The 26,545-nt window shown below is 65.1% G+C and carries 26 protein-coding genes; 13 read left to right on the top strand and 13 right to left on the bottom strand.

Annotation, left to right across the window (positions count from 1 at the left end):
• The first annotated feature begins 7 nt into the window (after positions 1-7).
• From purF to RBB31_RS08475, 3 genes are all read left to right on the top strand, one after another.
• Positions 8-1,486 (top strand): amidophosphoribosyltransferase, encoded by a 1,479-nt coding sequence (gene purF / locus RBB31_RS08485; RefSeq protein WP_306128969.1) that lies wholly within the window; start codon positions 8-10, stop codon positions 1,484-1,486.
• Positions 1,487-1,690: 204 nt separating this feature from the next.
• Positions 1,691-1,954 carry a hypothetical protein gene (locus RBB31_RS08480; RefSeq protein WP_306128849.1) on the top strand — a complete coding sequence of 88 codons (264 nt, stop codon included), beginning with the start codon at positions 1,691-1,693 and terminating at the stop codon, positions 1,952-1,954.
• Positions 1,955-1,984: 30 nt separating this feature from the next.
• Positions 1,985-2,416, top strand: coding sequence for a DUF1284 domain-containing protein (locus RBB31_RS08475; protein ID WP_306128848.1), 432 nt, complete (start codon positions 1,985-1,987; stop codon positions 2,414-2,416).
• Between the two features lie 137 nt (positions 2,417-2,553).
• On the opposite strand, the gene RBB31_RS08470 is transcribed toward RBB31_RS08475, so the two are convergent.
• Positions 2,554-3,123, bottom strand: coding sequence for a biotin transporter BioY (locus RBB31_RS08470; RefSeq protein ID WP_306128847.1), 570 nt, complete (start codon positions 3,121-3,123; stop codon positions 2,554-2,556).
• A gap of 222 nt (positions 3,124-3,345) precedes the next feature.
• On the opposite strand from RBB31_RS08470, the gene RBB31_RS08465 reads away from it, so the two are divergent.
• The 5 genes from RBB31_RS08465 (at position 3,346) to RBB31_RS08445 (ending at position 7,412) form a co-directional block, all read left to right on the top strand.
• Positions 3,346-3,999: an SDR family oxidoreductase gene (locus tag RBB31_RS08465; protein WP_306128846.1), complete on the top strand. Its 654-nt coding sequence runs from the start codon at positions 3,346-3,348 to the stop codon at positions 3,997-3,999.
• A gap of 254 nt (positions 4,000-4,253) precedes the next feature.
• A complete protein-coding gene (locus tag RBB31_RS08460) occupies positions 4,254-4,379 on the top strand; it encodes a hypothetical protein (RefSeq protein WP_306128845.1) in 126 nt (41 codons plus the stop codon).
• Positions 4,380-4,718: 339 nt separating this feature from the next.
• A complete protein-coding gene (gene surE, locus RBB31_RS08455; protein WP_306128844.1) occupies positions 4,719-5,501 on the top strand; it encodes a 5'/3'-nucleotidase SurE in 783 nt (260 codons plus the stop codon).
• A gap of 5 nt (positions 5,502-5,506) precedes the next feature.
• The gene (locus tag RBB31_RS08450; RefSeq protein WP_306128968.1) at positions 5,507-6,160 is read left to right on the top strand and encodes a protein-L-isoaspartate(D-aspartate) O-methyltransferase; all 654 of its coding nucleotides are present in this window, start codon (positions 5,507-5,509) and stop codon (positions 6,158-6,160) included.
• Between the two features lie 91 nt (positions 6,161-6,251).
• A complete protein-coding gene (locus RBB31_RS08445; RefSeq protein WP_306128843.1) occupies positions 6,252-7,412 on the top strand; it encodes a peptidoglycan DD-metalloendopeptidase family protein in 1,161 nt (386 codons plus the stop codon).
• 251 nt (positions 7,413-7,663) lie between these two features.
• Here the strand turns inward: RBB31_RS08445 and RBB31_RS08440 are convergent, their stop codons facing one another.
• From RBB31_RS08440 to RBB31_RS08420, 5 genes are all read right to left on the bottom strand, one after another.
• Positions 7,664-8,503, bottom strand: a complete 840-nt coding sequence (locus RBB31_RS08440) for an ATP-binding protein (protein WP_306128842.1) — start codon at positions 8,501-8,503, stop codon at positions 7,664-7,666.
• Entirely contained in the window at positions 8,500-9,513 is a 1,014-nt protein-coding gene (locus RBB31_RS08435; protein ID WP_306128841.1) for a twin-arginine translocase subunit TatC, read from the bottom strand. Before RBB31_RS08435 ends, RBB31_RS08440 begins: the two co-directional genes overlap by 4 nt.
• Positions 9,510-10,124, bottom strand: a complete 615-nt coding sequence (tatB, locus tag RBB31_RS08430) for a Sec-independent protein translocase protein TatB (protein WP_306128840.1) — start codon at positions 10,122-10,124, stop codon at positions 9,510-9,512. Before tatB ends, RBB31_RS08435 begins: the two co-directional genes overlap by 4 nt.
• 8 nt (positions 10,125-10,132) lie before the next feature.
• Positions 10,133-10,357, bottom strand: coding sequence for a twin-arginine translocase TatA/TatE family subunit (locus RBB31_RS08425; protein ID WP_306128839.1), 225 nt, complete (start codon positions 10,355-10,357; stop codon positions 10,133-10,135).
• A 177-nt stretch (positions 10,358-10,534) separates the two neighbouring features.
• On the bottom strand, positions 10,535-11,314 hold the full coding sequence (locus tag RBB31_RS08420) for an SDR family oxidoreductase (protein WP_306128838.1): 780 nt from the start codon (positions 11,312-11,314) through the stop codon (positions 10,535-10,537).
• Between the two features lie 172 nt (positions 11,315-11,486).
• Here RBB31_RS08420 and RBB31_RS08415 point away from each other — a divergent pair, with 172 nt between their 5' ends.
• Positions 11,487-12,503 (top strand): Hint domain-containing protein, encoded by a 1,017-nt coding sequence (locus RBB31_RS08415; RefSeq protein ID WP_306128837.1) that lies wholly within the window; start codon positions 11,487-11,489, stop codon positions 12,501-12,503.
• Between the two features lie 6 nt (positions 12,504-12,509).
• Here the strand turns inward: RBB31_RS08415 and RBB31_RS08410 are convergent, their stop codons facing one another.
• Complete coding sequence (locus RBB31_RS08410) at positions 12,510-12,884, bottom strand: nuclear transport factor 2 family protein (protein WP_306128836.1); 375 nt, start codon at positions 12,882-12,884, stop codon at positions 12,510-12,512.
• 222 nt (positions 12,885-13,106) lie between these two features.
• Here RBB31_RS08410 and RBB31_RS08405 point away from each other — a divergent pair, with 222 nt between their 5' ends.
• The 4 genes from RBB31_RS08405 (at position 13,107) to RBB31_RS08390 (ending at position 18,060) form a co-directional block, all read left to right on the top strand.
• Positions 13,107-14,714, top strand: a complete 1,608-nt coding sequence (locus tag RBB31_RS08405) for a peptide chain release factor 3 (protein ID WP_306128835.1) — start codon at positions 13,107-13,109, stop codon at positions 14,712-14,714.
• Positions 14,711-15,328 carry a hypothetical protein gene (locus RBB31_RS08400; protein ID WP_306128834.1) on the top strand — a complete coding sequence of 206 codons (618 nt, stop codon included), beginning with the start codon at positions 14,711-14,713 and terminating at the stop codon, positions 15,326-15,328. Before RBB31_RS08405 ends, RBB31_RS08400 begins: the two co-directional genes overlap by 4 nt.
• An 85-nt stretch (positions 15,329-15,413) precedes the next feature.
• Positions 15,414-16,385, top strand: a complete 972-nt coding sequence (locus RBB31_RS08395; RefSeq protein WP_306128833.1) for a glycosyltransferase family 2 protein — start codon at positions 15,414-15,416, stop codon at positions 16,383-16,385.
• A 181-nt stretch (positions 16,386-16,566) separates the two neighbouring features.
• Positions 16,567-18,060, top strand: a complete 1,494-nt coding sequence (locus tag RBB31_RS08390; RefSeq protein ID WP_306128832.1) for a DEAD/DEAH box helicase — start codon at positions 16,567-16,569, stop codon at positions 18,058-18,060.
• Positions 18,061-18,177: 117 nt separating this feature from the next.
• Here RBB31_RS08390 and RBB31_RS08385 read toward each other — a convergent pair whose 3' ends face one another.
• The 6 genes from RBB31_RS08385 to nuoL form a co-directional block, all read right to left on the bottom strand.
• Positions 18,178-19,845, bottom strand: coding sequence for a ribonuclease J (locus RBB31_RS08385; RefSeq protein ID WP_306128831.1), 1,668 nt, complete (start codon positions 19,843-19,845; stop codon positions 18,178-18,180).
• Positions 19,846-19,851: 6 nt separating this feature from the next.
• Entirely contained in the window at positions 19,852-20,622 is a 771-nt protein-coding gene (locus RBB31_RS08380) for a type III pantothenate kinase (protein ID WP_306128830.1), read from the bottom strand.
• Positions 20,623-20,643: 21 nt separating this feature from the next.
• Positions 20,644-21,396 carry a biotin--[acetyl-CoA-carboxylase] ligase gene (locus RBB31_RS08375; protein ID WP_306128829.1) on the bottom strand — a complete coding sequence of 251 codons (753 nt, stop codon included), beginning with the start codon at positions 21,394-21,396 and terminating at the stop codon, positions 20,644-20,646.
• An 87-nt stretch (positions 21,397-21,483) separates the two neighbouring features.
• Positions 21,484-22,917, bottom strand: coding sequence for an NADH-quinone oxidoreductase subunit NuoN (nuoN, locus tag RBB31_RS08370; RefSeq protein WP_306128828.1), 1,434 nt, complete (start codon positions 22,915-22,917; stop codon positions 21,484-21,486).
• 4 nt (positions 22,918-22,921) lie between these two features.
• Positions 22,922-24,469 (bottom strand): NADH-quinone oxidoreductase subunit M, encoded by a 1,548-nt coding sequence (locus RBB31_RS08365; RefSeq protein ID WP_306128827.1) that lies wholly within the window; start codon positions 24,467-24,469, stop codon positions 22,922-22,924.
• Complete coding sequence (gene nuoL / locus RBB31_RS08360; RefSeq protein ID WP_306128826.1) at positions 24,469-26,541, bottom strand: NADH-quinone oxidoreductase subunit L; 2,073 nt, start codon at positions 26,539-26,541, stop codon at positions 24,469-24,471. Before nuoL ends, RBB31_RS08365 begins: the two co-directional genes overlap by 1 nt.
• Between the last annotated feature and the right edge of the window lie 4 nt (positions 26,542-26,545).

Genomic DNA, 26,545 nt, shown 5'->3' with positions numbered 1-26,545 from the left:
CAAGCATATGCCCCCTGCCCATCCTTTCGACTTCGACGCGGTGCGCGACACCGGCGACGAGGACAAGCTGCACGAGGAATGCGGCGTCTTCGGGGTGATCGGCGTCACCGACGCCGCCAATTTCGTCGCCCTCGGCCTGCATGCCCTGCAACACCGCGGGCAAGAGGCCGGCGGCATCGTCTCCCACCACCCCGAAGAGGGCTTCAACTCCGCCCGCCGCTTCGGTTACGTGCGCGACAACTTCACCCGCCAAAGCCTCATGGAAACCCTGCCCGGCCCGCTCTCCATCGGCCATGTCCGCTATTCCACCGCCGGCGGCAAGAATCCCGTGATCCGCGACGTCCAGCCCTTCTTCGGCGAGTTCGCCATGGGCGGCGCTGCGATTGCCCATAACGGCAACATCACCAACGCCAACGCCCTGCGCCGCGAACTGATCGAGCGCGGCTCGATCTTCCAATCGAATTCCGATACCGAGTGCATCATCCACCTGATGGCCCGCTCGCTGCAACGCAACATCCCCGAACGCATGGAAGACGCCCTGCGCCGGGTCGAGGGCGCGTTTTCCATCGTCGCCATGACCGACGAAAAGCTCATCGGCGTGCGCGACCCGCTGGGCGTGCGCCCGCTGGTGCTGGGCCAGGTCGGCGACGGCTGGGTGCTCAGCTCCGAGACCTGCGCGCTCGACATCATCGGCGCCCGCTTCGTGCGCGAGATCGAACCGGGCGAAATGGTCGTCATCAACGAGGACGGCGTCGAAAGCCACCGCCCCTTCCGCCCGCGCCGCTCGCGCTTCTGCATCTTCGAACATGTCTATTTCTCGCGCCCCGATTCCATCATCGGCGGCCGCTCGGTCTACGAGACGCGCCGCCAGATCGGCGTGGAACTGGCCAAGGAAAGCCCGGTCGAGGCCGATCTCGTCTGCCCGGTGCCCGATTCCGGCACCCCCGCCGCCATCGGCTTCAGCCAGGAAAGCGGCATCCCCTACGCCATGGGCATCATCCGCAACCAGTACATGGGCCGCACCTTCATCGAGCCGACCGAGCAGATCCGCAACATGGGCGTCCGGCTCAAGCTGAACGTCAACCGTGCCCTGATCGAGGGCAAGCGCGTGATCCTCGTCGACGACAGCGTCGTGCGCGGCACCACCTCGCGCAAGATCAAGGAGATGATCCTCGACGCCGGCGCGGCCGAGGTGCATTTCCGCATCGCGTCCCCCCCCACGGCCTGGCCCTGCTTCTACGGCGTCGACACGCCCAACCGCGAGAAATTGCTGGCCGCCACCATGTCCGAGGACGAGATGCGCGAACATCTGGCCGTCGACAGCCTCAAGTTCATCTCGCTCGACGGTCTCTACCGCGCCGTGGGCGAGGCCAAGGGCCGCGACACCGGCTGCCCGCAATATTGCGACGCCTGCTTCTCCGGCGACTACCCGGTGGAACCTTCCGACCAGATCGAAAAAGGCTTCGCGCTCAAGGCGGCCGAGTAAGGCGTCTTGCCGGTCGCTCGGCGGGCGGAATCTACAAGCCGAAACCTGCGACAAGACCGCCCGCACGGGCAGGTAAGCGGCCGGCCGCCACCCCGATGCTGCAACGCAGCGTCAATCCGCCGATCCTCGCGAATCCGGGTTTTCATTGCCTCGCGCGGCACATAGGTGCCGGCTGTTCACACATGTAACGCAAGCAGGCAGAAAATGGCATCCGAGACCGACACTCCCCGCGAAACGCTCGAGACCGCGACCCTCAAGAACGCGCTTCCCTCGGGGCGCCTCGCGCTGCTCGGGACCTTCCTCAAACCCGATGGCGACCGCGCGCTGATCCGCACCGCCTCGGGCAAGATCGCGACCGTCACCAAGGGCGCCACCATCGGCAACGCCAAGGTCATCGCCATCGAGGAAGGCAAGCTCGTGCTCATGCGCGGCACCAACACCACGACGCTGGAAATGCCGCGCGGCTGAGGCTTGACCGCGCCCGGCCCAACAGGGCACATGCCCGATATGTCCGACGCGCCGCTTCGCTATCGCCCGCATCACTTCCTCTGCTCGCTGGGGTTCCAGGGCAAGGGTTATTCCGACGCGTTTACCGCCAACATGGCCCGCATCGTCGAGGACCGCCTGCGCGCGCCCGGCGGCGATGATGTGATGATCGAGGTCGTCGCGGCCACCGACGACATCTGCGTCCCCTGCCCCAAGCGGCGCGGCACGCGCTGCACCTCGCAAGACAAGATCGCCGCGCTCGACACCCGGCACGCCGACGCGCTTGGCCTCACCGTGGGCACGCGCCTGACATGGGGCAACGCCAAGCAACGTATCGTGGCAAACGTCCCACCCGGCGCGCTCTCGCAGCTTTGTGCGGGCTGCCAATGGCTGGAGCTGGGCCTCTGCGAAGCCGCCCTGAAAGACCTCCACGAAACCGCCTGAGCCGTTTCCTGCGCAGAAAACGCCCCGGAAAATACGCATTTTCCGGGGCAGAATTTACGTAAATTCTGCCGCCCCGCCCAAACGAAAAACGCCGCCCCAATCCGGGACGGCGCTTCGGAATTCGTGTGTGTGGGGTCTCAGCTCTTGCGTGCCTGCAGCGCTTTCCAGCCGCCCCAGACGACCATCGCCGCGATCACGGCCTTGACCGCGTCACCCAGCAGGAACGGCGCCATCCAGCCGACCCAAAGCTCGGGCAACGTCGTGCCCATCACCATCGCCGGCCATGCCAGCCCGGGGATGTACAGCAACGCCGAGATCACCATCGCGATCAATGCGGTCGACACGACACCCCGTGCCAGGCCCTTTTCCACGGCCAGACCGGCCAGGAACGCCATCGCGGCAAAACCATAGAGGAACCCCGCCGTCGGGCCCATCAGCGCTGCCGCCGAGGCGCCGTTCGCAAAGACGGGCAGGCCCATCGCGCCGTAACCCAGGTAGGTCACCAGCGTCGCCAGGCCCAGCTGCGAGCCGAAGGTCAGCCCGACGATCAGGATCGCCAGCGTCTGCAACGTCATCGGCACCGGGAAGAACGGGATGCTCACCTGCGCGGCCATTGCGATGAACAGCGACCCGCCGATCACCAGCCCCAGTTTCTTCGTCAGACCTTCGTGGCCGATCACGGCCTTGCTCAAAACGGTGTCCGCCATGGCACTGTCCTTTCCTGTCTCGTTTCACCCGCCTTTCTTGGGCGCGCGTGGCCAAGTGTCAAGCGATTATAGCGCCCCTCCGATGATCCGGAACATCGACAATAGGCGGGGCGCGTGCACCGCCCGGGCGTCGCGCAACGGCCCGGCGAATTTCCTGACCCGGGGTGCTGGCACGACGCTTTACGCTTGATATTGCCCCGCCGGAATGAGATTTGGCAGGACATGGATACCGCACCCTCTCGTAAGATCGCCCTCGTGACCGGCGCCTCGCGCGGCCTTGGCGCAGCCCTCGCCCAGGCCTTGGCACCGACGCACCATATCGTCGCCGTCGCCCGCACCACCGGCGCGCTGGAAGAGCTGGACGACCGCATCAAGGCGCAGGGCGGCGACGCGACACTGGCGCCCATGGATATCAACACCGAGGCCGCCATGGCCCAGCTCTGCCGGTCGATCTACGACCGCTGGGGCGCGCTCGACCTCTGGGTGCACACGGCCGTTCACGCCGCGCCGATGACCCCCACGCACCAGATCGATGTCAAGGACTGGCGCACTTCGCTCAACACCAATGTCGATGCCGTCGCGCGCCTCATCGGCTTCATCAGCCCGCTTCTGGGCGAGACCGGCCGCGCCGTCTTTTTCGACGATCCCCGCGCCGGGCAGAAATTCTTCGGCACCTACGGCGCCACCAAGGCCGCCCAGATCGCCCTTGCCCGCAGTTGGCAGGCTGAAACCGTCAAGCTCGGGCCCAAGGTGCAGGTGCTCGACCCCGGCCCCATCGCCACCGCGACCCGCGCCCGTTTCTTCCCCGGCGAGGACCGCGAGGCGCTGCCCACCGCGCCCGACGTGGCCGCGCGCCTGTTGTCGGAGATCCTGTAGCGCCTTACAGGCTTGGTCGCGCCCCTGCGGCAAGTGCCGGCTCACGTGCCTGCCTCCTTGGAAAACGCGTGCGCAAACACGCCAGATAGCCCTGTTGCACGAGCGGGAGACCCGTTGCACCCCGCAATAGATACACCATAAAAAACAATGGCTTGCCTGTTTTCTTGAAAAATTTACTGCATTTCCCTGAAACTATCCGCCAGAGCGTTCCGTCTCTTGTTTTGCGGGGGCGCAGAAAAGACAGGGGACCACAGATGCGCATGCTTATCAGTGTTCTGACAAAACGCAGCCACCAGGCTGAAGCACCGGCCGAAGAAGCACCGTCGCGGATCACACGCGAAGAGATCGCCAGCCTTTTCGCCGCAGAACTCAGCTATTGAGTTCGGCAAACTGCCTCTCACGGTCCTGAAGCGGCGACAGCATAGACTTAGGATACGGTCCCGTTAAACCCCGGGACACGCTTGGCAGACTGCGCGGCCTCCCGGCGGTTGCAGGTCTTTGCCGGCCGATTGCATCGACAGTTGCATCCGTTCCGCCCCGGCTTTTTCTTGTCAAAAATACTCACCTCCAACGCCGGCCACCTGACGCCACGCCCGAACATCCTGTTGCCCTCCGGACGCGGCCCCGTACAGCCCTCCCTGCAGCGCTTGCTCCCTGCCCGTCGCCCCGCTACACAAGGCAAAACCCCGCCCCGAACACCCAACGGCAGGAGCAGCCCCTTGCGCATTCTCATCACCAATGACGACGGCATCTCGGCCCCCGGCCTCGCCGTCCTGGAAGAGATCGCGACCGACCTTGCCGGCCCCTCGGGCGAGGTCTGGACCGTGGCCCCCGCCTTCGAGCAATCGGGCGTCGGCCACTGCATTTCCTACACCACACCGATGATGATCAGCCAGATGGACGAGCGTCGCTTCGCCGCGCAAGGCTCGCCCGCCGACTGCGTGCTGGCGGCTGTGCATGACGTGATGAAGGACACGCCCCCCGACCTGATCCTGTCGGGCGTGAACCGCGGCAACAACGCGGCCGAGAATGCGGTCTATTCCGGCACCGTCGGCGGCGCGATGGAGGCCGCGCTGCAGGGCTTCCCCGCCGTCGCCCTCAGCCAATATTACGGCCCCCGCAACCGCGACCTCGACGACCAGTTCGAATCAAGCCGCCAGCACGGCCTTGCCACCCTGCGCACCCTTCTGGACAAGGGCGTCTGGACCCGCGACGACTACGGCATCTTCTACAACGTGAATTTCCCGCCCGTGCCCGGTGCCGAGGTGCAGGGCATGCGCGCCTGCCGCCAGGGCTTTCGCCGCGACATGGGCTTTGGCGTGCAACCCACCACCTCGCCCTCGGGCCGCCGTTTCCTGTGGGTCACCGGCGCGCCGCAGGGCGAGCCCACCGCCGACGGCACCGACGCCGACTGGAACCTCAAGGGTTACATTTCCGTCACGCCCATGCGCGCCGATCTTACCGCGCATGACGCGCTCGACGCGCTCAAGGCGATCGAATGACGCCGATGACCGACGACGCCGACGATATCGCCGAACGCAAGATGCAGTTTCTCTTCGCGCTGCGCTCGCGCGGGGTGACCGACAAGCGCGTCCTGACGGCCATGGAAAAGATCGACCGCGGCGCCTTCGTGCGCGGTCACTTCGCCTCCCGCGCCTACGAGGATACGCCCCTGCCCATCACCTGCGGCCAGACCATTTCGCAGCCCTCCGTGGTCGGCCTGATGACCCAGGCGCTCAAGGTCACGCCGCGCGACAAGGTGCTCGAAGTCGGCACCGGCTCGGGCTACCAGGCCGCGATCCTCAGCCAGCTTGCCCGCCGGGTCTATACCGTCGACCGGCACAAGGCGCTGGTGGCCGACGCCAGCGCCATTTTCCAGGCGCTCGACCTGACCAACATCACCGCGCTGACCGCCGATGGCAGCTTCGGCCTGCCCGAACAGGCCCCGTTCGACCGCATCCTGGTCACGGCAGCGGCCGAAGATCCGCCCGGGCCGCTCTTGGCGCAATTGAAAATCGGGGGTATCATGGTCGTACCCGTGGGGCAGTCCGACACGGTACAAAGCCTGATCCGGGTCACCCGGTCCGAAACGGGCTTCGACTACGACGAACTGCGCCCGGTGCGTTTCGTGCCCCTGCTCGAAGGGCTGGGCCGGGACTGACAGGACAGGACAGAACCACAAGGCCGGGGCCGTCCCGGTCGCCGCTTTGATCCCCGGCCAACAAGGGGACCGAGATGAGGACAAGATCGAGATGAGCCACTTCAAACCCCCCCTGCGACCCCTCGTTTGCGCCGTGGCGCTGTTGGCCGTGGCCGGATGCGACGATTTCGACCTCGACCTGCGCAACGGCGGACCCAGCACCGCCGAGGCCGCGCGCAACGCCAGCGCCACCCGGCCCACGCCCGACAGCCGCGGCATCATCTCCTACCCGAATTACCAGGTTGCCGTGGCCCGCCGCGGCGACACCCTGCAAAGCCTCGCGCGCCGCATCGGCGCCGATGTGGGCGAGCTTTCGCGCTACAACGGCATTCAGCCGGGCGACACCCTGCGCCAGGGCGAGGTCATCGCCCTGCCCGGTCGTGTCGCCGAACCCTCCGGGGGCCCGCTCACACCCCGGCCCGGCGTCGACATCACCTCGGTCGCCGGCACCGCGATCGAGAATGCCAGCGCGGGCCGGACCACGTCCAACCGCACCCTCGACAGCGGCCAGTCGGGCGTCGAGCCCGTCCGCCACCAGGTTCAGCGCGGCGAGACCGCCTTCACCATTGCCCGGCTCTACGACGTATCGGTCCGCAGCCTGGCAGACTGGAACGGCCTCGGCCCCGATTTCGCAGTGCGCGAAGGCCAGTACCTGCTGATTCCAGTGGCAATGCCCGATGCCTCGCCGAACGAGGTCCAGACCACCGCGCTGGAAACGACCGTGCCGGGCCAGGGCAGCCCCACGCCCACCCCGCCCTCCGCGGCCCAGCCTCTGCCCGAGGAAAAGACCGTGCCCGCCGCCAAGCCGGTCGAATCCACCGCGGCGCCCGATCTAGGCGGCAACACCGCCAGCGCCAGCAGCAATGCCCGGATGAGCTATCCAGTGAAGGGCGACATCATCCGCGAATATGCCAAGGGCAAGAATGACGGCATCGACATCGCCGCCCCCGCCGGCACGCCCGTCCGCGCCGCCCAGGCCGGCACCGTGGCGGCCATCACCAAGGACACCAACGGCGTGCCCATCATCGTGGTCAAGCACGACCAGAACCTGCTGACGGTCTATTCCAATGTGGGCGACGTGAAGGTGTCCAAGGGCGACCAGGTCGCGCGCGGCGGCCAGTTGGCCGCAATCCGCACCGACGGCACCGCCGCCCTGCATTTCGAGGTGCGCGAAGGCTTCGACAGCGTCGACCCGCTGCCCTACTTGCAATAGGCGCAGCTGCTGTCAACGTAGGGTGGGGTTTCACCCCACCCCCACGCCACGCTCGCCAATCGCGCCACGCCAAATGAACCCCACGCCCGGTGGCCGCCACGCGCTCGGCTTCCAAACCCTCGCCTCAACAATTGAACGCCAACGTAGGGTGGGGTTTCACCCCACCCCGTGCCATCTCCATCGCGCCACGCCAAACCAACCCCACGCCCGGCGGCCGCCACGCGTTCTGTCCCCAAATTCTAAGAAAAAGCCTACAGGCTCACGCCCCGCCGACCGGCCAGGTCGGTGAAATACTGCCACGCCACACGGCCCGACCGCGACCCGCGCGTCGCCTGCCACTCGATGGCCTCGGCCCGCAGCGTGGCGTCGTCGATCTCGATCCCATGCGCATCGCAATACCCCCGGATCATCGACAGGTATTCGTCCTGATCGCAGGGATGGAACCCCAGCCAAAGTCCGAACCGATCCGAAAGAGAGACCTTCTCCTCGGTCGCCTCGCTGGGGTTGATCGCGCTCGACCGCTCGTTCTCGATCATGTCGCGGGGCATCAGGTGGCGGCGGTTCGAGGTGGCATAGAACACCACGTTCTCGGGCCGGCCCTCGATTCCGCCATCCAGCACCGCCTTCAGCGATTTGTAATGCTGGTCATCGTGACCAAAGCTCAGGTCGTCGCAGAACAGAATGAACCGCGCCTGGCTCTTGCGCAGGATATTCAGCAGCCGCCCCACGCTCGGCAGGTCCTCGCGCTGCAACTCCACGATCTTCAGGTCGTGCCCCTCGGCCCGCACGGCGGCATGCACCGCCTTCACCAGGCTCGACTTGCCCATCCCCCGCGCGCCCCAAAGCAGCGCATTGTTCGCAGGCAGTCCCTTGGCGAAATGCCGTGTGTTCTCCAAAAGCGTATCGCGCGACCGGTTGATCCCCACCAGCAGATCCATATCCACCCGGTTCACGTTCTGCACGGGATGCAAACGGTCCGGCTCCACGTGCCACACGAACGCGTCGGCGCCGTCGAAATCCGGCGTCGCCATGGGCGCCGGGCTGATCCGCTCCAGCGCGGCCGCGATCCGTTCCATCGGGTCTGCGGTCACGTCTTGCTCCGGTCTTCGTCCAGATCGTCCAGGTCGCCCGCGTCATCCTCGTCATCGGCGTCGAACTCGGCTTCCATCGGGTCTTCTTCGCCATCATCCTCGAACCACACGCCCTCGGCACGCAGCTTTTCCTCGCGGGTCTTCTCCACCCGGCGCACAAGGAAGATGGAAATCTCGTAAAGCCCGTAAACCACCGTGAACAGGATCAGCTGCGTCACCACGTCCGGCGGCGTCACCAGGGCGGCCAGCACCAGGATGCCCACCATCGCGTATTTCCGCACGCCACCCAGCCCCTCGGCGCTCACCAATCCGGCCTTGCCCATCAGCGTCAGCAGCACCGGCAGTTGGAAACAGATGCCGAAGGCCATGATGAATTTCAGCGTGATATCAAGGCTCTCGTTCACCTTCCCGAAGAAGGTGATCTTGATGCCTTCATCCGTTTCCGGCACCACCGCGCCCAGGTTGTCGGGCACCACCGGCAGGTTCGGGTCGGCCACCGTCTCGACCTCGCCGATCGCCCCGGTCAGCAGGTTGGCGAAGATCGAGCTGACATCGGCGAACCCCAAAAAGAAGTTCATCGCCAACGGCGTGACCACGAAATGCGCAAACGCCGCCCCCAGCACGAACATGAGCGGCGAGGCGATTATGAACGGCAGGAACGCCGCCTTCTCGTTGCGGTACAGCCCCGGCGCAACAAAGCGCCACATCTGCTGAGCGATCACCGGAAAGGCCAGCATGAAGCCGAACACCATCGAGATCCGGAACAGCGTGAACAGGTATTCCTGCGGGCTGGTATATTGCAGCGTCGGCGACGGGTCGCCCAGTTCCCGCAAGGTCGCCTCGATCGGGCCCAGCAGAAATTGCAGGATCGGCTCTGCCACCACGAAGGCCAGCACGATCCCCACGAGAAACGCCAGCACCGAGCGGATCAGCCGCGTGCGCAGCTCCGCCAGATGTTCGATCAGCGGGGCCGAGCTCATCTCGATGTCGTCGTCGTCCGCGGCACTCATGCAGGTTTATCCGAGGCGGGCTTCTTGGCCGCAGGTTTCTTCGCCGCCGCCTTGCTTGCAGGCGCCTTTTTCGGCGCCGCCTTCTTGGGCGCTGCCTTGGCCCCCGTCTTGGCTGCTGCCTTTTTCGCAGGGCTCTTCCTGGCCGGCGCCGGTTTGGCGGCCTCACCGGCCTTCTCCGCCGCGGGCTTGGGCGTCTCAGGGTCCGCCGCCTTCGCCTTCGCCGCCTCTTCCGCCGCCTTGCGCTCGTCGGCCATTTCGGCAGAGCGTTTCGAGATCTTGTCGACCATCGCCTTGCGGTCGTCGTCGAACTCGGCCCGCTTGGGCGTGGGTCCCGCCATCGTCTTGGCGGTGAAGCTGTCGGTCGATTTCTTGACCTCGTCCATCGCCGCGCCCATCGGGTTGGTGGCCGATTTCAACGACTTGGACACCTCGTTGACGCCCGCCTCGTCAGCCGCGTCGTTCATCGCCCGGCTGAATTCGCGCGCCATCTGCTTGGCCTTGCCCACGAACCGTCCCACGGTCCGGAACATGCCCGGCAAATCCTTTGGCCCCACGACGATCAGCGCGACGATGCCGATCACCAAGAGCTCGGTCCAGCCCAGGTCGAACATTCAGGGGATCAAACCTTGTCTTTGTTCTCTTCGGGCGTGACGTCCCGAGCCGAGTCTGCAGCGTCGTTGCTGGCGTCCTCGACTTCCTTGTTTCCTTCCGCGACGCCCTTCTTGAACGAGGTGATGCCCTTGCCCACTTCGCCCATCAGCGACGAGATCTTGCCGCGTCCGAAAAGGACCAGCACGACCACCGCGATCAGCAAAAGGCCCGGAAGGCCGATGTTGTTCAGCATGATATGTCTCCCTTATCCCGGCCCCGTTTCTGGGGTCCCGCAGGATGTACGTCAACCGTATCTATGCGGTTGCGCCGCCGGTTGGAAGAACCAATCCGTCGCAGAATCCGGGTTTTTCCGGGGGAGAGCCGGAAATTTCGAAATTTCCGGTCCAATTTTCGCGAAAATTGCCGCCCCCTACATCGTGGCGTTGATCGCGCCGCCGTCCAGCAGGATGTTCTGCCCCACGATGAACCCGGCGTGCCGGCTGCACAGGAACGCGCAGGCCGCGCCGAATTCCTCGGCGGTGCCATAGCGCCCGGCGGGGATCGTCGCCGCCCGTTGCGCGCGCGCCTCGTCAAGGGTGATCGATTGCGCCTCGCTCACGCCGCGGTCCAGGGAATCGGCCCGGTCCGTCGCGTGAATACCGGGTTGCAGGTTGTTGATCGTCACACCTTTTCCCGCCACCTGCCGCGCCGTCCCCGCGACATATCCGGTCAGCCCCGCGCGCGCCGAATTGCTCAGCCCCAGCACCGGGATCGGCGCCTTCACGCTTTGCGAGGTGATGTTGACCACCCGGCCCCAGCCCCGCTCCATCATGCCCGGCACCAGCGCCTTGATGAACGCGATCGGCGTCAGCATGTTGGCGTCCAGCGCCTTGATGAAATCCTCGCGGTCCCAGTCCGTCCACTTTCCCGGCGGCGGGCCACCTGCATTTGTCACAAGGATATCAACGCCCTGCGCGGCACCTATCACCTTCTCCTGCCCCTCCGGCGTGGTTACGTCACACGCCACGGTGGTCGCCTTCACGCCAAAGTCGTCGCGAATGGCCCGCGCCGACGCCTCCAGCGCCTCTTCTCCGCGCGCGTTCATCACCAGGTCCACGCCCGCCTCCGCCAGCGCCCGCGCACAGCCCAGCCCCAGCCCTTTCGACGAGGCGCAGACAAGGGCGCGTTTACCGTTTATTCCAAGGTCCATGATACTCTCTCCCGATCTTCCGCCCCCAGTTAGCATTCCCTCCGCCCTCAGGACCAGCAAAACCCCGTCGCGCGTCGCCGTGTTGACCACATGACGCCACAATCCTAGTCTATGCCGTCCAAGCAGGGCAGCGCAGGTCCGCCAACGGGCCGCAACAGGAACAAGGAACAGCATGACCAAGGGTCCAGACCGTCCGGCCTATGCCATCCCCGTCCACCGGGCGGCGGATTTCACGGTCATCAACGGGGCCAACCTCGGCGATTCCATTTCCTTCGCGCACGAGCTCGATCTCGACGACACCTACGACCTGCGCGTCGGCGCCCGCCTGCACCGCCTGTCGCTGGCCCCCGGCGACGGCAACGCGCTCACCATCATGGACGGCTCCCGGCTCGGAACGCCCGGTGCCACCGTCCATCTCGACAGCTGCCTGACGATGATGTCGGCCAACGGCCAGACCTCCGAGATCCTGATCCTGGTCGAGGTCGACACCGCCGGCGACGTGGCCCAGGTCTATGCCCATCCGCTGGCCCGGCTGAAACCGCGCACCGGCTACAGCCTTGTCGGCATCGACACCGTCAACGCCCGCCAGAAATTCGCCGAGGTGGCCTGCGTGTCCTTCTCCAAGGGCACGCATATCACCATGGCCTCCGGCGCCCAGACCCCGATCGAAGATCTCAAACCCGGCGACCGCATCCTCACCCGCGACGACGGCCCCCAGCCCGTGCGCTGGATCGGCCAGTCCACCGTGCGCGCGGTGGGCGAGTTCTCCCCCATCCGCATCCGCGCAGGCGTGATGAACAACACCGGCGACCTGCTGGTCAGCCCCGATCACCGGCTTTTCGTCTACCAGCGCTCCGACGCGCTCGGCGCCGGCCGGTCCGAGGTGCTGATCCGCGCCCGCCACCTGGTGAACGGCGACACCGTGGTGCAGGAGGATGGCGGCTTCGTCGAATATTACCAGCTGCTCTTCGACAGCCACCAGATCATCTATGCCGAAGGCATCGCCGCCGAAACCCTGCTGGTCGACACGCGCACCCGCGCCGTCCTGCCGCAGGATCTCAACGACGAATTGGCGCGTGCCCTGCCCACCGGCGGGCACGCCAACCGCGCCCACCTCGAATTCGAGGTGAACGAGGCCGACATCCAGCCCGATATGGCAAAGCTGCTCAAGGCCGCTTCGACGCGCTAGCGCGGGTCACACCTCCGAATAGGTGTAAAAGAATTCCTCGCGCACGATCTTGCCGTCCTGCACGGTGTAGACGCCGACCTCTTCCATGTCCGACACCGTGCCGGTCTCCGTCTCCCGGACCTTCGAGCGGAAGATCACCGCGAACCGGTCGTCGCCGTGCCACATCGGGCCGGTCGCTTCCGCCTCCAGCATCTCCATGGCGCCTTCCCACCATTCGTGCTTGGCCCGGATCCCGTCCAGCCCGTGCGTCTCGCGGCCCTGCCCCATGTCGACGGCCTCCACCGACACCGCGTCGGCGGCGTAAAGCCGGTCAAGGTTTTCCTTCGCCCGGCCCTCGCGGCACCCGGCCACCAATTCCGTTGCAATCTGCTTCACGTCCATCTGTCCGATCTCCCATGGTGATGTTCACGCAATGTTCACACCCTGTCACCCCGGGCCTTTCCGGTCCACTTGCGTCTTGGCCTCCGATGCCGCTTCCCGCCACATCCTGACAGCATCACCGTGGCACGCCAAGATGACACCGACGCGATACAACCCGAATACCGACGCGATACCGACGCCCGAATCTTGCGCCCGCCCCGCGCCGCCTCTATAGCGTCGCTCATGTTGGATACCGTCCCAAATCGCCCCGATCTGCCGCCCGAAATCGCGCGGCGGCGCACCTTTGCCATCATCAGCCACCCCGATGCCGGCAAGACCACCCTGACCGAGAAGTTCCTGCTCTATGGCGGCGCCATCCAGATGGCCGGTCAGGTCCGCGCTAAGGGCGAGGCACGGCGCACCCGCTCGGACTACATGCAGATGGAGAAAGACCGGGGCATTTCCGTCTCGGCCTCCGCAATGTCGTTCGATTTCAACACCTTCCGCTTCAATCTCGTCGACACGCCCGGCCACTCGGACTTCTCCGAAGACACGTATCGCACCCTCACCGCGGTCGATGCCGCCGTCATGGTGATCGACGGCGCGAAAGGCGTGGAAAGCCAGACGCAAAAGCTCTTCGAGGTCTGCCGCCTGCGCGACCTGCCGATCCTGACCTTCTGCAACAAGATGGACCGCGAAAGCCGAGACACCTTTGATATCATTGACGAAATACAGGAAAACCTGGCGATAGACGTGACGCCCGCCTCCTGGCCCATCGGTGTCGGGCGCGATTTCATCGGCTGCTACGACATGCTCAATGACCGGCTCGAACTGATGGACCGCGCCGACCGCAACAAGGTCGCGGAATCCATTGCGATCAATGGCTTGGACGATCCAAAACTGGCCGATCACGTGCCTGCGCACCTGGTTGAAAAGTTGCGCGAAGACGTCGAGATGGCCCGCGAACTGCTGCCCGATCTCAACCCCCAGTCGGTGCTCGAAGGCCACATGACCCCGATCTGGTTCGGCTCCGCCATCAACTCCTTCGGCGTCAAGGAACTGATGGACGGCATCGGCACCTACGGCCCCGAACCGCAGCCGCAATCGGCCGAGCCACGCCAGATTTCTCCAGAGGAATCAAAAGTTTCCGGCTTTGTCTTCAAGGTGCAGGCCAACATGGACCCCAAGCACCGCGACCGCGTCGCCTTCGTCCGCATGGCGTCCGGACACTTCAAGCGCGGCATGAAACTGACCCATGTGCGCTCCAAGAAGCCCATGACGGTCTCCGCGCCCGTGCTCTTTCTCGCTTCCGACCGCGAGCTGGCCGAAGAGGCCTGGGCCGGCGACATCATCGGCATTCCCAACCACGGCCAGCTGCGCATCGGCGACACCCTGACCGAGGGCGAGGCCCTGCGCGTCACCGGCATCCCGTCCTTCGCGCCGGAACTCTTGCAGAACTGCCGCGCGGGCGACCCGATGAAGGCCAAGCACTTGGAAAAGGCCCTGATGCAATTCGCCGAGGAAGGCGCCGCCAAGGTCTTCAAACCCACCATGGGCGCGGGCTTCATCGTCGGTGTCGTCGGCCAGTTGCAATTCGAGGTGCTGGGCAGCCGGATCGAGCTGGAATACGGCCTGCCCGTCCGCTTCGAGCCGTCGCAATTCACCTCCGCCCGCTGGGTTCACGGACCGAAAGAGGCGGTGGAGAAATTCACCAATGCCAATAAGCAGCACATCGCGCTCGATAACGACGGCGACACGGTCTACCTCACCCGCCTGCAATGGGACATCGACCGCGTCGAACGCGACTATCCAGACGTCAAACTGTCGGCCACCAAGGAAATGATGGTGTGACCCTGCAAAACCGCGTCCTGCCCACCGGCGAGATCGCGGCCATACCGGAACGCGGCACCCTCATGGGCAACCGCGGCATCCTGCACGACGCCGACCAGCGGCTGGGAAAGGCGCGTTGGCGCCATCCTCACTGGGTCACCTGTCAGCTCAGCTTCAAGAACCGCCGCCGCGCCCTCATGCAGCCGGGGAACTACACCGAGCTTTTCTTTCTCGACGAGACCACGGCGCTTGCGGCCGGACACCGCCCTTGCGGTGAATGCCGCCGCGCGGAATTCAAACGCTTCGTCGCACTTTTCCACGCCGCCAACGGCACCGCGACACTGGCCGGGATCGACCGCCGCATGCACCACGACCGCGTCACCCGAACCCGCAGACAGGTCCGCCACACCGCCCAGCTCGAAACGCTGCCGAACGGCACGTTCATCCTGCACGACGCCACGCCGCATCTCGTCTGGGACAAGCATCTCTTGCGCTACAGCCCTGGCGGCTATACCGCCGCCCTGCCGCGCCACGAAGGCCCCGTCACGATCCTCACGCCCGCCTGCACCGTGGCCACCCTCGCCGCAGGCTACCGGCCCGTGCCGCAGACCATCACCGGCACCGCGCCCGCCTGATTCGCCAGCTTTTTCTTGCCCGAAATACTCCCGCCGGAGGCACCGGCCTCTTGCGCGCGCACCGCCCCTGTCACATGCTCCGGCCATGAGCAGTGACCCCACATGGGGCGTGGTCGCCACCATCAAGGCGCCCGCCCAGGATATCCTGAATTTCGCCGCCCACTACCTCGAGCTGGGCGCCCACCGGGTGTTCGTCTACCTGGATGAGGACACGCCCGAGGCCCGCTCCGCGCTAAAGCGGCACCCCAAGTGCCGCGTCATCTTGACCGACGAGAATTACTGGAAACGCCGCCGCCGCGCCAAGGGGCGCCCCAACGGCCACCAGTATCGGCAGGTCCTGAACGCCACCCATTGCTACAACCGCGACCCGCAGGTCGACTGGCTCTTTCACACCGACGTGGACGAATTCCTGCAACCGCTGGCGCCCCTGACTGATCAATTGGCCGCAATCCCGCACGGAGTCCTCTCCGCCCGTGTCCGCCCGATCGAGGCGATGCAGCCCGATCCCACCGACCCGCCGCCTACCGGCCAGATATGGTGCAAGGGCTTCGATCCGATGTTGAGCATACGCCGCGAAGAGACCGCCACCATTTACCCGCGCTACGGCGAGCACCTCAATGGCGGCTTCCTTAGCCATGTCGCCGGCAAGGTCTTCGTGCGCACCGGCCAGCCCGACGTGACCATCCGCATCCACAGCGCCTTTGTCGGCAAGACCCGCGATTCCAGCCCGTTCGACCTCTTCGACTGCCAGCTCGTGCACCTGCACGCCCCCAGCTGGGACGACTGGCAGGCCCGGTTCCGCTACCGCCTGAACCACGGCTCCTACCGGTCCGACCTCAATGCCAACGCCAGGCACTCCGAGACCGCCCTCACCATGCATCAGCTGTTTTCCCTGCTCGAGGACGAAGGTGGCGAAGATGCCCTGCGCGCCTTCTACGAAGAGGTCTGCGTCGCCACGCCGGACCTGCGCGCCAGGCTTCACGCGCTCGGCCACCTGCACCCGGTCACCCTGGACCTCGACGCAACCCGCGCCCGCCACTTCCCGAATTTCGCCTGATAGCCCGTGATTGCTGCCGCGACGTACACAATTCACCCCGATTGCGCACTTTGTCTCACACGCGGCGTCACACATTGACCCACGCCCGCCCTTGGGATAGGGGAAGTGGACCAAGGCCCGAAATTCGCGGGCCAATTCGAGATGGCGGGCCAGAATCGTGTCCGCAAACCTGTGGACATACATGACAAAATTTTCTGACCTGAACCTCAACCCCAAGGTTCTGAAAGCCGTCGAAGAAGCCGGCTACGAGACCCCCACCCCCATCCAGGCGGGCGCAATACCCCCCGCCCTCGAAGGCCGCGACGTACTGGGCATCGCCCAGACCGGCACCGGCAAGACGGCGGGGTTCACCCTGCCGATGCTGTCACTGCTGGCCCGTGGCCGCGCCCGCGCCCGGATGCCGCGCAGCCTGGTGCTTTGCCCCACCCGCGAACTCGCCGCCCAGGTGGCCGAGAATTTCGACACCTATTCCAAGTATCTCAAGCTGACCAAGGCGCTGCTGATCGGCGGCGTCAGCTTCAAGGAACAGGAACAGATCATCGACAAGGGCGTCGACGTCCTGATCGCCACGCCCGGTCGCCTGCTCGACCATTTCGAGCGTGGCAAGCTGATCCTGTCGGACGTCAAGGTGATGGTCGTGGACGAGGCCGACCGCATGCTCGACATGGGTTTTATCCCCGATATCGAGCGCATCTTCGGCCTCACCCCCTTCACCCGCCAGACGCTCTTCTTCTCCGCCACCATGGCGCCCGAGATCGAGCGCATCACCAACACGTTCCTGTCCAGCCCCGAACGCATCGAGGTGGCCCGCCAGGCCACGGCGTCGGAGACCATCGAACAGGGCGTGGCAATGTTCAAACCCTCCCGCCGCGACCGTGCCGACAGCGAGAAACGCAAGTTGCTGCGCGCGCTGATCGACGCCGAGGGCGAGAAACTGACCAACGCGATCATCTTCTGCAACCGCAAGACGGACGTGGATATCGTCGCCAAGTCGCTCAAGAAATATGGCTATGACGCCGCCCCCATCCACGGCGACCTCGACCAGAGCCAGCGCACGCGCACGCTCGACGGCTTCCGCGCGGGCTCGCTGCGCATTCTCGTCGCGTCCGACGTGGCCGCCCGCGGCCTCGACGTGCCCTCGGTCAGCCACGTGTTCAACTACGACGTCCCCGGCCACCCCGAGGATTACGTTCACCGTATCGGCCGCACCGGCCGCGCCGGGCGCGCGGGCAAGGCGATCACGCTCTGTAACCCGCGCGACGAAAAAGCGCTCGCTGCTGTCGAGAACCTGATCCAGAAAGAGATCCCCAAGCTCGACGCGCCAGCAGGCTACGATGCGCCCCAGGCCGCCTCGGACGACACCCCCTCGGAGGATGCGCCGAAAAAGCCGCGCCGCTCGCGCAGCCGCCGCAAGTCCGACGACACGCCCGAGGCACAGGACACGGCACCGCAAAAAGCCGATGACACCGGGACCGAGCCTCAGAACGAGGCACAGTCCGATGCGAAATCCGATGCAAAGTCGGAGGACAAACCGCAGGACGAGGGCAGGAAATCCTCGCGCGGACGCGGCGGCTCCGGCAAGAAGCAGGGCGACGACAAGTCCAAAACCGTCGGCATGGGCGACCACCTGCCCAGCTTCATCGCCAAGAGTTTCGACGAGCGAATGGTGTCCTGAGACACAACGCCGAACGATCTACCGCGCGACACCCCGTAGGGTGGGTTTCCAACCCACCCGGCCCCGCCCGTTGTTCGCGTCTGCGTAGGGTGGGCAAAAGCCCACGCGCCCCGCGCCTTACGACAGCCGGCTGATAATCACCGTCACCTCGGGCTTCTTGCCGATCTCGCCCAAGGCACTTTGCCGCGCAACCTTGCGCAACCCGTCCTCCAGCGCGTCATCGTCGCTCAACGTCTTGGGCTTGGCGCGCCCCATGAACTGGCTCAGGTCCTCTTCCAGAACGTCCACCAGCGGCGCGCGGCTGGTGCCCGTCTCGGCCAGCCCCATGATCTCGCACCAGGGCTCGCCCAGCGGCTCGTCGCTCTCGTCGAGGATGACGTTGATCGTCACGTGGCCATTCAGCGCCATCCGCATCCGGTCCCGGACGATCCCGTCCAGCGCCCCGATCTTCACCGATCCGTCCAGATAGGTCCGCCCGGTCTCGACATATTCCGCCACTTCAGCGCGGTTGCCGCTCAGGTCGACCATCGTGCCGTTCGGGGCTAGAACCCCGTGCAGCTTGCTCTCGCCCGCCAGCTTCACATGCTCGCGCAGATGCCGGTGCTCGCCATGCATCGGGATCACGAATTGCGGCTGGATGATCCGGTGCAGACGCATCAAATCGGGCCGGTTCGCGTGCCCCGATACGTGGTAGAGTCCACTGCTGTCGTCCACCACGTCCACGCCCTGCTCGCTGAACTGGTTGATGATGCGGATGACGCCGCGCTCGTTGCCGGGAATGGTCTTGGACGAGAACAGGAACGTATCCCCGGGCTTCAGTTCGATCCCGTTATACTTGCCCTGCGCCAGCTGCGCACTGGCCGCCCGCCGCTCGCCCTGGCTGCCTGTGACGATCAGCATCACGTTCTCGCGCGGGATCTCTCGCACTTCCTCGGGGCTGATGGTGCGCGGAAAATCCGTCAGCACGCCGGTCTCGACCGACGCCTCGATCATCCGCCGCATCGCCCGGCCCAGAAGGCAGATCGACCGTCCGGCCCGCTGGCCCGCCTCGGCCAACGTCTTCACCCGGGCCACGTTGCTGGCAAAGGTCGTCGCCACGACCATGCCCTTGGCGCCCGCGACCAGCTTCTCGATCTCGGGGCCGACGCTGCTTTCGCTGCGGCCCTCATGGGCGTTGAATACATTGGTGGAATCGCAGACCAGAGCCTTCACGCCGGGCTTGGCAATCTCGGCCCACATCGCCTCGTCGAAGGCCTCGCCCACCACCGGATCCAGGTCGATCTTGAAGTCGCCCGAATGCACGATCCGCCCCGCCGGCGTGTCGATCACCAGGCCCGAGCTTTCGGGGATCGAATGCGAGATCGGCGCGAACCCCACGGTAAACGGCCCCGCCTCGGTCGTCTCGGGCCAGGGCGAAACGGTCCGCACCGCCTTCTCGGGGTGGCCATGCTCGTCCATCTTGCGCCGCGCGATATTGGCGGTGAACGCCCGCGCATAGATCGGCGCGCCCAGTTGATCATAGTAATGCGCCACGGCACCTACGTGATCCTCGTGCGCATGGGTGATGAACACCGCCTCCAACTGGTCGCGCCGTTCTTCCAGCCACGCGATGTCGGGGAAAATCAGGTCCACCCCCGGCGTGCCGTCCATGTCCGGAAACGTCACACCCAGATCCACAAGGATATACCTCTCCTTGCCCGGCGCGCCATAGCCATAGACATAGGCGTTCATGCCAATCTCCCCCGCCCCGCCAAGGGCAAGGTACGTCAATCTTTCACTGCTCATCCCCGATCAGCCTTTCTTGTTATGGGCATGGATCACGGTCAGCCCATGCATCGTCAGATCTTCCCGAATTTCGTCGAACAGCAGGTCGCCCTGCGCGAAAAGCGGCGCAAGGCCGCCCGTGCCGATAATCTTCATCGGCGTCTCGTACTCGGCCCGGATGCGGTCGCACACCCCGTTGACCAGCCCGACATAACCCCAGAACACGCCCGACTGCATGCAGTCCACAGTGTTGGTGCCGATCACCTTCTGAGGCTTCGTCACGTCGATATGAGGTAAGGCCGCCGCCGCCATGTGCAAGGCCTCGAGGCTCAGGTTGACGCCCGGGGAAATCACGCCCCCCACATAGGCCCCGTCCCCGGCCACCACGTCGAACGTGGTCGCGGTGCCGAAATCGACCACGATCAGGTTGCCGCCGTACAGGTCATAGGCCCCGGCCGCATTCACCAGCCGGTCCGGCCCGACCTGCGTGCCCTCGTCCACCCGCGGCTGCCGCGGCAGGGCGCATTCCGGCTTGCCCACCACGATGGGCCGGCAGCCAAAGAAACGGTCGGCAAATACGCGCAGGTTGAACACCACCCGCGGCACCGTGGACGAGATGATGACATCGGTGATGTCCAGGTCGATCTCGTAATGCTTCACCAGCGTCGAGAACCACGTGAAATAGGCATCCGCCGTCCGCGCATGGTGGGTCGAGGTGCGCAGGGTGCACAGAAACTCCGACCCGTCCCAGATCGCGAAAACCGTGTTGGTGTTGCCGCAGTCGATCGCCAGAAGCATGGCACCGCCCCTCTCTTCGCCTTAGAAAAACACGTCTGCCGCCGGGATCACATGGCGCGACCTGGCATCTGTTAGAACAAGATTGCCGCCCGCGTCCACCGTCTCGAACGTGCCAGTAAAGGTCTCGCGCCCCGTCCGCGCCGTGATCACCTCACCCAGCCGTGCGGCCCGCTCCATCCACGCCGCGCGAATGGGCGCAAAGCCGTAGGTCACGAACTGCGCCTCGGCCCTCGCATAGGCCGGCGCCAGCAGATCGAGGAACTCCTCGGGGCCAACTTCCACCCCCGCTTCGGACAAGAGCGACACCGGCCGCATTGCGCCCGGCTCCACCGCAGCGGCATCCGGTGCCACGCGCAGGTTCACCCCGATGCCGATGGCGAAATGGCTGAGGCTGCTGCCGGCGCCCGCGCTTTCCAGCAGGATCCCGGCCAGCTTGCCACCGTTCAACAGCACGTCATTCGGCCATTTCAGTGCAAACCCCTCGGGCCGGCCTGTCGCGGCCACGAACGCATCGTACAGCGCCAGCGACGCCACGAAGGACCGCAGCGCCACCTGGTCCGGGCTCTCCGTGGGCCGCATCACCAGCGTCGCCGCGAAGTTGCCCGCCGGGTTGGCCCAGGCCCGCCCGCGCCGACCGCGCGCCGCCGTCTGGTGCCGCGCCAATATCCATTCGGGCCCTTGCAGGCTGGCCGCGATCCGCGCCGCCTCGGCATTGGTGCTGTCCACCTCGTCCAGCACCCGCCGCCCGTATCCTTCTGGCCAAGGCTCTTTCATTGGTCCCGAAAGGCTCCCGCCGACGGCGCTCGAAAAACAAAGCGACGCGCCAGCGGCGCGTCACCAGTTCCGGGATTGCGGCCCGCCTCAGTTGACAAGCGTCGCCGCCGCCGCCTGCGCCATGCCTTCGACGCCGAACATGTTGACGATGCCCACGACCATGATCGCGGCCGACACCATCAGGAAGCCCCAGAGGACAGGCGACTTGCCCGCCTCCAGCGGCTCGCCCTCTTCGCCGAAATACATGTAATAGACGATGCGCAGGTAATAGAACGCGCCGATCACCGACGCGATCACCCCCGCCACGGCCAGCCAGACCAGCCCGCCGTCATAGGCCGCCCGCAGCACGTAAAGCTTGCCGATGAATCCCAGCAGCGGCGGCACGCCCGCAAGGCTGAACATCAGGATCAGCATCGCCAGCGCCCGGCCCGGATGGGCGCGGGAATAAAGGTTTAGGCTGGAAATATCCGTCACCGGCCGCCCGTCGCGCTCCATCGACAGGATAAAGGCGAAGGTGCCCACGTTCATCGTTACGTAAATCGCCATATAGACCAGCATCGCCTGCACGCCAAACGCCGTGCCCGCGGCCAGCCCCATCAGCGCATATCCCATATGCGCGATCGACGAATAGGCCATCAGCCGCTTGATGTCGGTCTGGCCAATGGCCGCAACGCCGCCCAGGAACATCGACAACAGCGACAGTACCGCAACCACCTGCTGCCAGTCCCCCACGACCCCGCCGAACGCGTCATGCACCACGCGCGCCAGCAACGCCATGGCCGCCATCTTGGGCGCGGTGGCAAAGAAGGCCGTGATCGGCGTTGGCGCACCCTCGTAGACGTCAGGCGTCCACATGTGGAACGGCACGGCCGACACCTTGAACGCCAGCCCCGACAACACGAACACCAGCCCGATCAGCAACCCGATCGGCGCCTGCCCCTCGGCCGACGCGATGACCCCGGCAAACAGCGTCGTGCCCGAATAGCCATAAACCAGCGATGCACCATACAGCAGGATGCCCGAGCTCAGCGCGCCCAGCACGAAGTATTTCAGGCCCGCTTCCGTCGATTTCGCGCTGTCGCGCCGCAACGAGGCGACGACGTACAGCGCCAGAGACTGCAATTCCAGTCCCATGTACAGCGCCATCAGATCGCCGGCGCTCACCATCATCATCATGCCCACCGCGGCCAGCGCCACCAGCAGCGGATACTCGAAGCGCAGCATGTCGCGCTGCGCCATGTACTCCTGCCCCATCAGCAGGACCGCCGCCGCCGACAGCAGCACCGTCACCTTGGCGAACCGCGCGAACCCGTCATCGTTGAACATGCCGCCGAACGCCGTGCGCGCACCGTCGCCCGAGAACCCGATCCAGGCCGCCATCACGACAAAGACCGCCGCCGTGATCCACACCAGAAGCGGCGCAAACCGGTCCTTGCCGGTATAGGCCACGACCAGAAGCGCGGCCATCGCGTAAACCGAGATCAGGATCTCCGGCAGGATTACACTCAGATCTGCCTGCATGGGACTACTCCGTCGCAGCGGCCAGCTTGGTCGCGCTTTCCGCGTCGACCAGGGCCGTTTCATAGTTGGAAATCAGCGCCTCGACCGAGGGGCCGATGATGTCGGTCACAAGGCTGGGATAGACGCCCAGCAGCAGGGTCATGACCACCAGCGGGGCAAAGATCGCCTTCTCGCGGCGGGTCATGTCCTTGATCGACTTCAGGCTTTCCTTGATCAGGTCGCCCAGCACCACCCTGCGATAGAGCCACAGCGCATAGGCCGCCGAGAGGATCACGCCCGACGTGGCCACCAGCGCCACCCAGGTGTTGACCTTGAAGATCCCCACCAGCGTCAGGAATTCCCCGATGAAACCGCTCGTGCCCGGCAGGCCCACATTGGCCATGGTGAACAGCATGAAGATCAGCGCATAGGCCGGCATCCGGTTCACGAGGCCTCCATAGGCGTCGATCTCGCGCGTGTGCATCCGGTCATAGATCACGCCCACGCACAGGAACAGCGCGCCCGAGATGAAGCCGTGGCTCAGCATCTGGAAGATCGCGCCGTCGATCCCCTGCTGGTTCGCCGCGAAAATCCCCATGGTGACGTAACCCATGTGCGCCACGGAGGAGTAGGCGATCAGCTTCTTCATGTCCTCCTGCGCCAGCGCCACCAGCGAGGTATAGACGATGGCGATGGCCGACATCCATAGCACCAGTGGCGTCAGCACTTCGGACCCTACCGGGAACATCGGCAGGCTGAACCGCAGAAAGCCATAGCCACCCATCTTCAGCAGGATCGCGGCCAGCACCACCGACCCCGCCGTCGGCGCCTGCACGTGCGCATCCGGCAGCCAGGTATGCACCGGCCACATCGGCATCTTCACCGCGAAACTGGCGAAGAACGCGATGAACAGCAGCGTCTGCATGCCCCCCACGATCTGCACACCCAGGACATAGAAATCCTCGGACCCGAAGGCGTGGGTCATCAGCGTCGGAATGTCCGTCGTGCCCGCCTCGGCGAACATGGCGACCATCGCCACCAGCATCAGGACCGAGCCGAGGAAGGTGTAGAGGAAGAACTTGAACGACGCGTAGATGCGCTCTTTGCCGCCCCAGATCCCGATGATCAGGAACATCGGGATCAGCCCCGCCTCGAAGAACAGGTAGAACAGGACAAGGTCCAGCGCCATGAACACGCCCAGCATCAGCGTTTCCAGCAGAAGGAAGGCGATCATGTATTCCTTCACCCGGTGCGTCACGTTCCACGACGCGGCGATGGTGATCGGCATCATGAACGTCGTCAGCATCACGAACAGCACGCTGATCCCGTCCACGCCCATCTTGTATTGCAGCCCCAAGAGCCACTCGCGCTCTTCCACGAACTGAAAGCCGGTGTTGTTCGGGTCGAAATCAAAGAGGATGAACAGCGACACCAGAAAGGTCAGCCCGGTCGCGATCAGCGCCACCCACTTGGCGTTGCGCTGCGCCATTTCGTCCTCGCCGCGCAGGAACACCGCCAGGATAAAGGCCGCGATGGCGGGGATGAAGGTGGTGATGGACAGCAGGTTTTCCATTAGTTCGCTCCCCCGCTCAGGCTCATCCACGTCACAAGCACCGCGATCCCGATGACCATGGCGAATGCATAGGTAAAGATGTATCCCGACTGTGCCTTACCGGCGAGGCGGGTAAAGAACGGGACGATCCCCATGGCGACCCCGTTGATCGTGCCGTCGATGACGTTGCCGTCGCCCTTCTTCCACAGAAAACCGCCCAGCCGCTTGGAGGGCCGCACGAAGACAAAGTCGTAGATCTCGTCGAAATACCACTTGTTCAGCAGGAACAGGTACAGCGGGCGCTGGTTCTCGGCCAGCCGTCCGGGGATCGACGGGTTCAGGATGTAGAACCAGAACGCCGTGGCAAACCCGATCACCATCGCGATGAACGGCGAAAGCTTGACCCAGGTCGGCACGTAATGCGCTTCGTGCAGCACGGTGTTCTCGGGGGCGATATAGATCGCGGCCTCGCCCGGCTCGCTCTCCATCACGTAATGCAGTTCCGAGGCTTTCGGGCTGCGCTCCGCCACCGCCTCGACCAGTTCCGCGCTCGGCTCGCCGTATTCGCCGCCGAAGAACTTGACCACCTCGTTGGTCTTGCCGAAGAAGCTGCCATACCAGATCGCCCCGGCAAAGACCGCACCGATGGCCAGAACGCCCAGCGGGATCAGCATGACATTGGGGCTTTCATGGGCATGCTCATGCGTGTGCTTGTCGCCGCGCGGCTCGCCCCAGAAGGTCAGGAACATCAGACGCCAGCTGTAGAAACTGGTGAACAGCGCCGCGATGACCAGCGCCCAGAAGGCAAAGCCCCCTGCCGTGCCCGCATAGGCGCTCTCGATCACCGCGTCCTTGGACGCGAACCCGGCAAAGCCGATCCACCCGGTCAGCGGAATGCCCACGCCGGTAATTGCCAGCGTACCGATCAGCATGGCCCAGAACGTATAGGGGAACTTCTTGCGCAGCCCGCCATAGTTCCGCATGTCCTGCTCGTGATGCATCCCGTGGATGACCGAGCCCGCGCCAAGAAACAGCATCGCCTTGAAGAAGGCGTGCGTGAAGAGGTGGAACATCGCAACCGAATAGGCGCCCACGCCGGCGGCCACGAACATGTAGCCCAGCTGCGAACAGGTCGAATAGGCGATCACGCGCTTGATGTCGTTCTGCACCAGGCCCACGGTCGCGGCAAAGAACGCCGTCATGCCGCCGATCACCGTCACGAACGCCAGCGCCCCCGGCGCGAATTCCATCAGCGGCGACATCCGGCAGACCAGGAACACGCCCGCCGTCACCATCGTCGCCGCGTGGATCAGCGCCGACACCGGCGTCGGGCCTTCCATCGCGTCCGGCAGCCAGGTGTGCAGGAACAGCTGCGCCGATTTCCCCATCGCGCCCACGAACAGCAGGAATGCGATCAGGTTCGCCGCGTTCCAGTCGGTCCACAGGAAGGTCAACTGCGTATTCGCCAGCTCGGGCGCCGCAGCGAACACGTCATCGAAATTGATCGAGCCGGTCAGGAAGAACAGCGCGAAGATCCCCAGCGCAAAGCCGAAATCGCCCACGCGGTTCACCACGAAGGCCTTGATCGCCGCCGCGTTGGCGCTCGGCTTGCGGAAATAGAATCCGATCAACAGGTAGGATGCCAGGCCCACGCCCTCCCAGCCAAAGAACATCTGCGCCAGGTTGTCCGCCGTCACCAGCATCAGCATGGCGAAGGTAAACAGGCTCAGATAGGCAAAGAAACGCGGGCGATAGCTCTCGTCGTCGCGGAAATTCTCGTCATGGGCCATGTAGCCCATGGAATAAAGGTGCACCAAAGCCGAGACCGAGGTGATGACGATCAGCATGATCGCCGTCAGCCGGTCCAGCCGAATCGACCACGCCACGTCCAGATCGCCCGACTGGATCCAGTCGAGGATGTGGATGTACTGCGTCGTCCCGTCAAAGCTGAAGAACACGATCCAGCTCAGCAGCGCCGACAGGAACAGCAGCCCAGTGGTCACCCACTGCGCGCCCGCGTCCCCGATGATACGCCAGCCGAAACCCGCGATGATGGCACCCAGAAGCGGGCCGAAAAGGATGATCTGTTCCATGCCC

The organism is Roseovarius sp. MMSF_3350 (genome assembly GCF_030733425.1).
GTDB lineage: Bacteria > Pseudomonadota > Alphaproteobacteria > Rhodobacterales > Rhodobacteraceae > Roseovarius.
The sequence above is the reverse complement of the archived record's forward strand: the minus strand, read 5'-3'. Positions and strand labels throughout refer to the sequence as shown.

What these genes read in the sequence shown, in the direction of transcription:
- purF (WP_306128969.1), top strand. Translation starts at nt 8, where the DNA reads ATGCCCCCTGCCCATCCTTTCGACTTCGACGCGGTGCGCGACACCGGC.
- RBB31_RS08480 (WP_306128849.1), top strand. Translation starts at nt 1,691, where the DNA reads ATGGCATCCGAGACCGACACTCCCCGCGAAACGCTCGAGACCGCGACC.
- RBB31_RS08475 (WP_306128848.1), top strand. Translation starts at nt 1,985, where the DNA reads ATGCCCGATATGTCCGACGCGCCGCTTCGCTATCGCCCGCATCACTTC.
- RBB31_RS08470 (WP_306128847.1), bottom strand. Translation starts at nt 3,123, where the DNA reads ATGGCGGACACCGTTTTGAGCAAGGCCGTGATCGGCCACGAAGGTCTG.
- RBB31_RS08465 (WP_306128846.1), top strand. Translation starts at nt 3,346, where the DNA reads ATGGATACCGCACCCTCTCGTAAGATCGCCCTCGTGACCGGCGCCTCG.
- RBB31_RS08460 (WP_306128845.1), top strand. Translation starts at nt 4,254, where the DNA reads ATGCGCATGCTTATCAGTGTTCTGACAAAACGCAGCCACCAGGCTGAA.
- RBB31_RS08450 (WP_306128968.1), top strand. Translation starts at nt 5,507, where the DNA reads ATGACCGACGACGCCGACGATATCGCCGAACGCAAGATGCAGTTTCTC.
- RBB31_RS08445 (WP_306128843.1), top strand. Translation starts at nt 6,252, where the DNA reads ATGAGCCACTTCAAACCCCCCCTGCGACCCCTCGTTTGCGCCGTGGCG.
- RBB31_RS08435 (WP_306128841.1), bottom strand. Translation starts at nt 9,513, where the DNA reads ATGAGTGCCGCGGACGACGACGACATCGAGATGAGCTCGGCCCCGCTG.
- tatB (WP_306128840.1), bottom strand. Translation starts at nt 10,124, where the DNA reads ATGTTCGACCTGGGCTGGACCGAGCTCTTGGTGATCGGCATCGTCGCG.
- RBB31_RS08425 (WP_306128839.1), bottom strand. Translation starts at nt 10,357, where the DNA reads ATGCTGAACAACATCGGCCTTCCGGGCCTTTTGCTGATCGCGGTGGTC.
- RBB31_RS08420 (WP_306128838.1), bottom strand. Translation starts at nt 11,314, where the DNA reads ATGGACCTTGGAATAAACGGTAAACGCGCCCTTGTCTGCGCCTCGTCG.
- RBB31_RS08415 (WP_306128837.1), top strand. Translation starts at nt 11,487, where the DNA reads ATGACCAAGGGTCCAGACCGTCCGGCCTATGCCATCCCCGTCCACCGG.
- RBB31_RS08410 (WP_306128836.1), bottom strand. Translation starts at nt 12,884, where the DNA reads ATGGACGTGAAGCAGATTGCAACGGAATTGGTGGCCGGGTGCCGCGAG.
- RBB31_RS08405 (WP_306128835.1), top strand. Translation starts at nt 13,107, where the DNA reads ATGTTGGATACCGTCCCAAATCGCCCCGATCTGCCGCCCGAAATCGCG.
- RBB31_RS08395 (WP_306128833.1), top strand. Translation starts at nt 15,414, where the DNA reads ATGAGCAGTGACCCCACATGGGGCGTGGTCGCCACCATCAAGGCGCCC.
- RBB31_RS08390 (WP_306128832.1), top strand. Translation starts at nt 16,567, where the DNA reads ATGACAAAATTTTCTGACCTGAACCTCAACCCCAAGGTTCTGAAAGCC.
- RBB31_RS08385 (WP_306128831.1), bottom strand. Translation starts at nt 19,845, where the DNA reads ATGAGCAGTGAAAGATTGACGTACCTTGCCCTTGGCGGGGCGGGGGAG.
- RBB31_RS08380 (WP_306128830.1), bottom strand. Translation starts at nt 20,622, where the DNA reads ATGCTTCTGGCGATCGACTGCGGCAACACCAACACGGTTTTCGCGATC.
- RBB31_RS08375 (WP_306128829.1), bottom strand. Translation starts at nt 21,396, where the DNA reads ATGAAAGAGCCTTGGCCAGAAGGATACGGGCGGCGGGTGCTGGACGAG.
- nuoN (WP_306128828.1), bottom strand. Translation starts at nt 22,917, where the DNA reads ATGCAGGCAGATCTGAGTGTAATCCTGCCGGAGATCCTGATCTCGGTT.
- RBB31_RS08365 (WP_306128827.1), bottom strand. Translation starts at nt 24,469, where the DNA reads ATGGAAAACCTGCTGTCCATCACCACCTTCATCCCCGCCATCGCGGCC.
- nuoL (WP_306128826.1), bottom strand. Translation starts at nt 26,541, where the DNA reads ATGGAACAGATCATCCTTTTCGGCCCGCTTCTGGGTGCCATCATCGCG.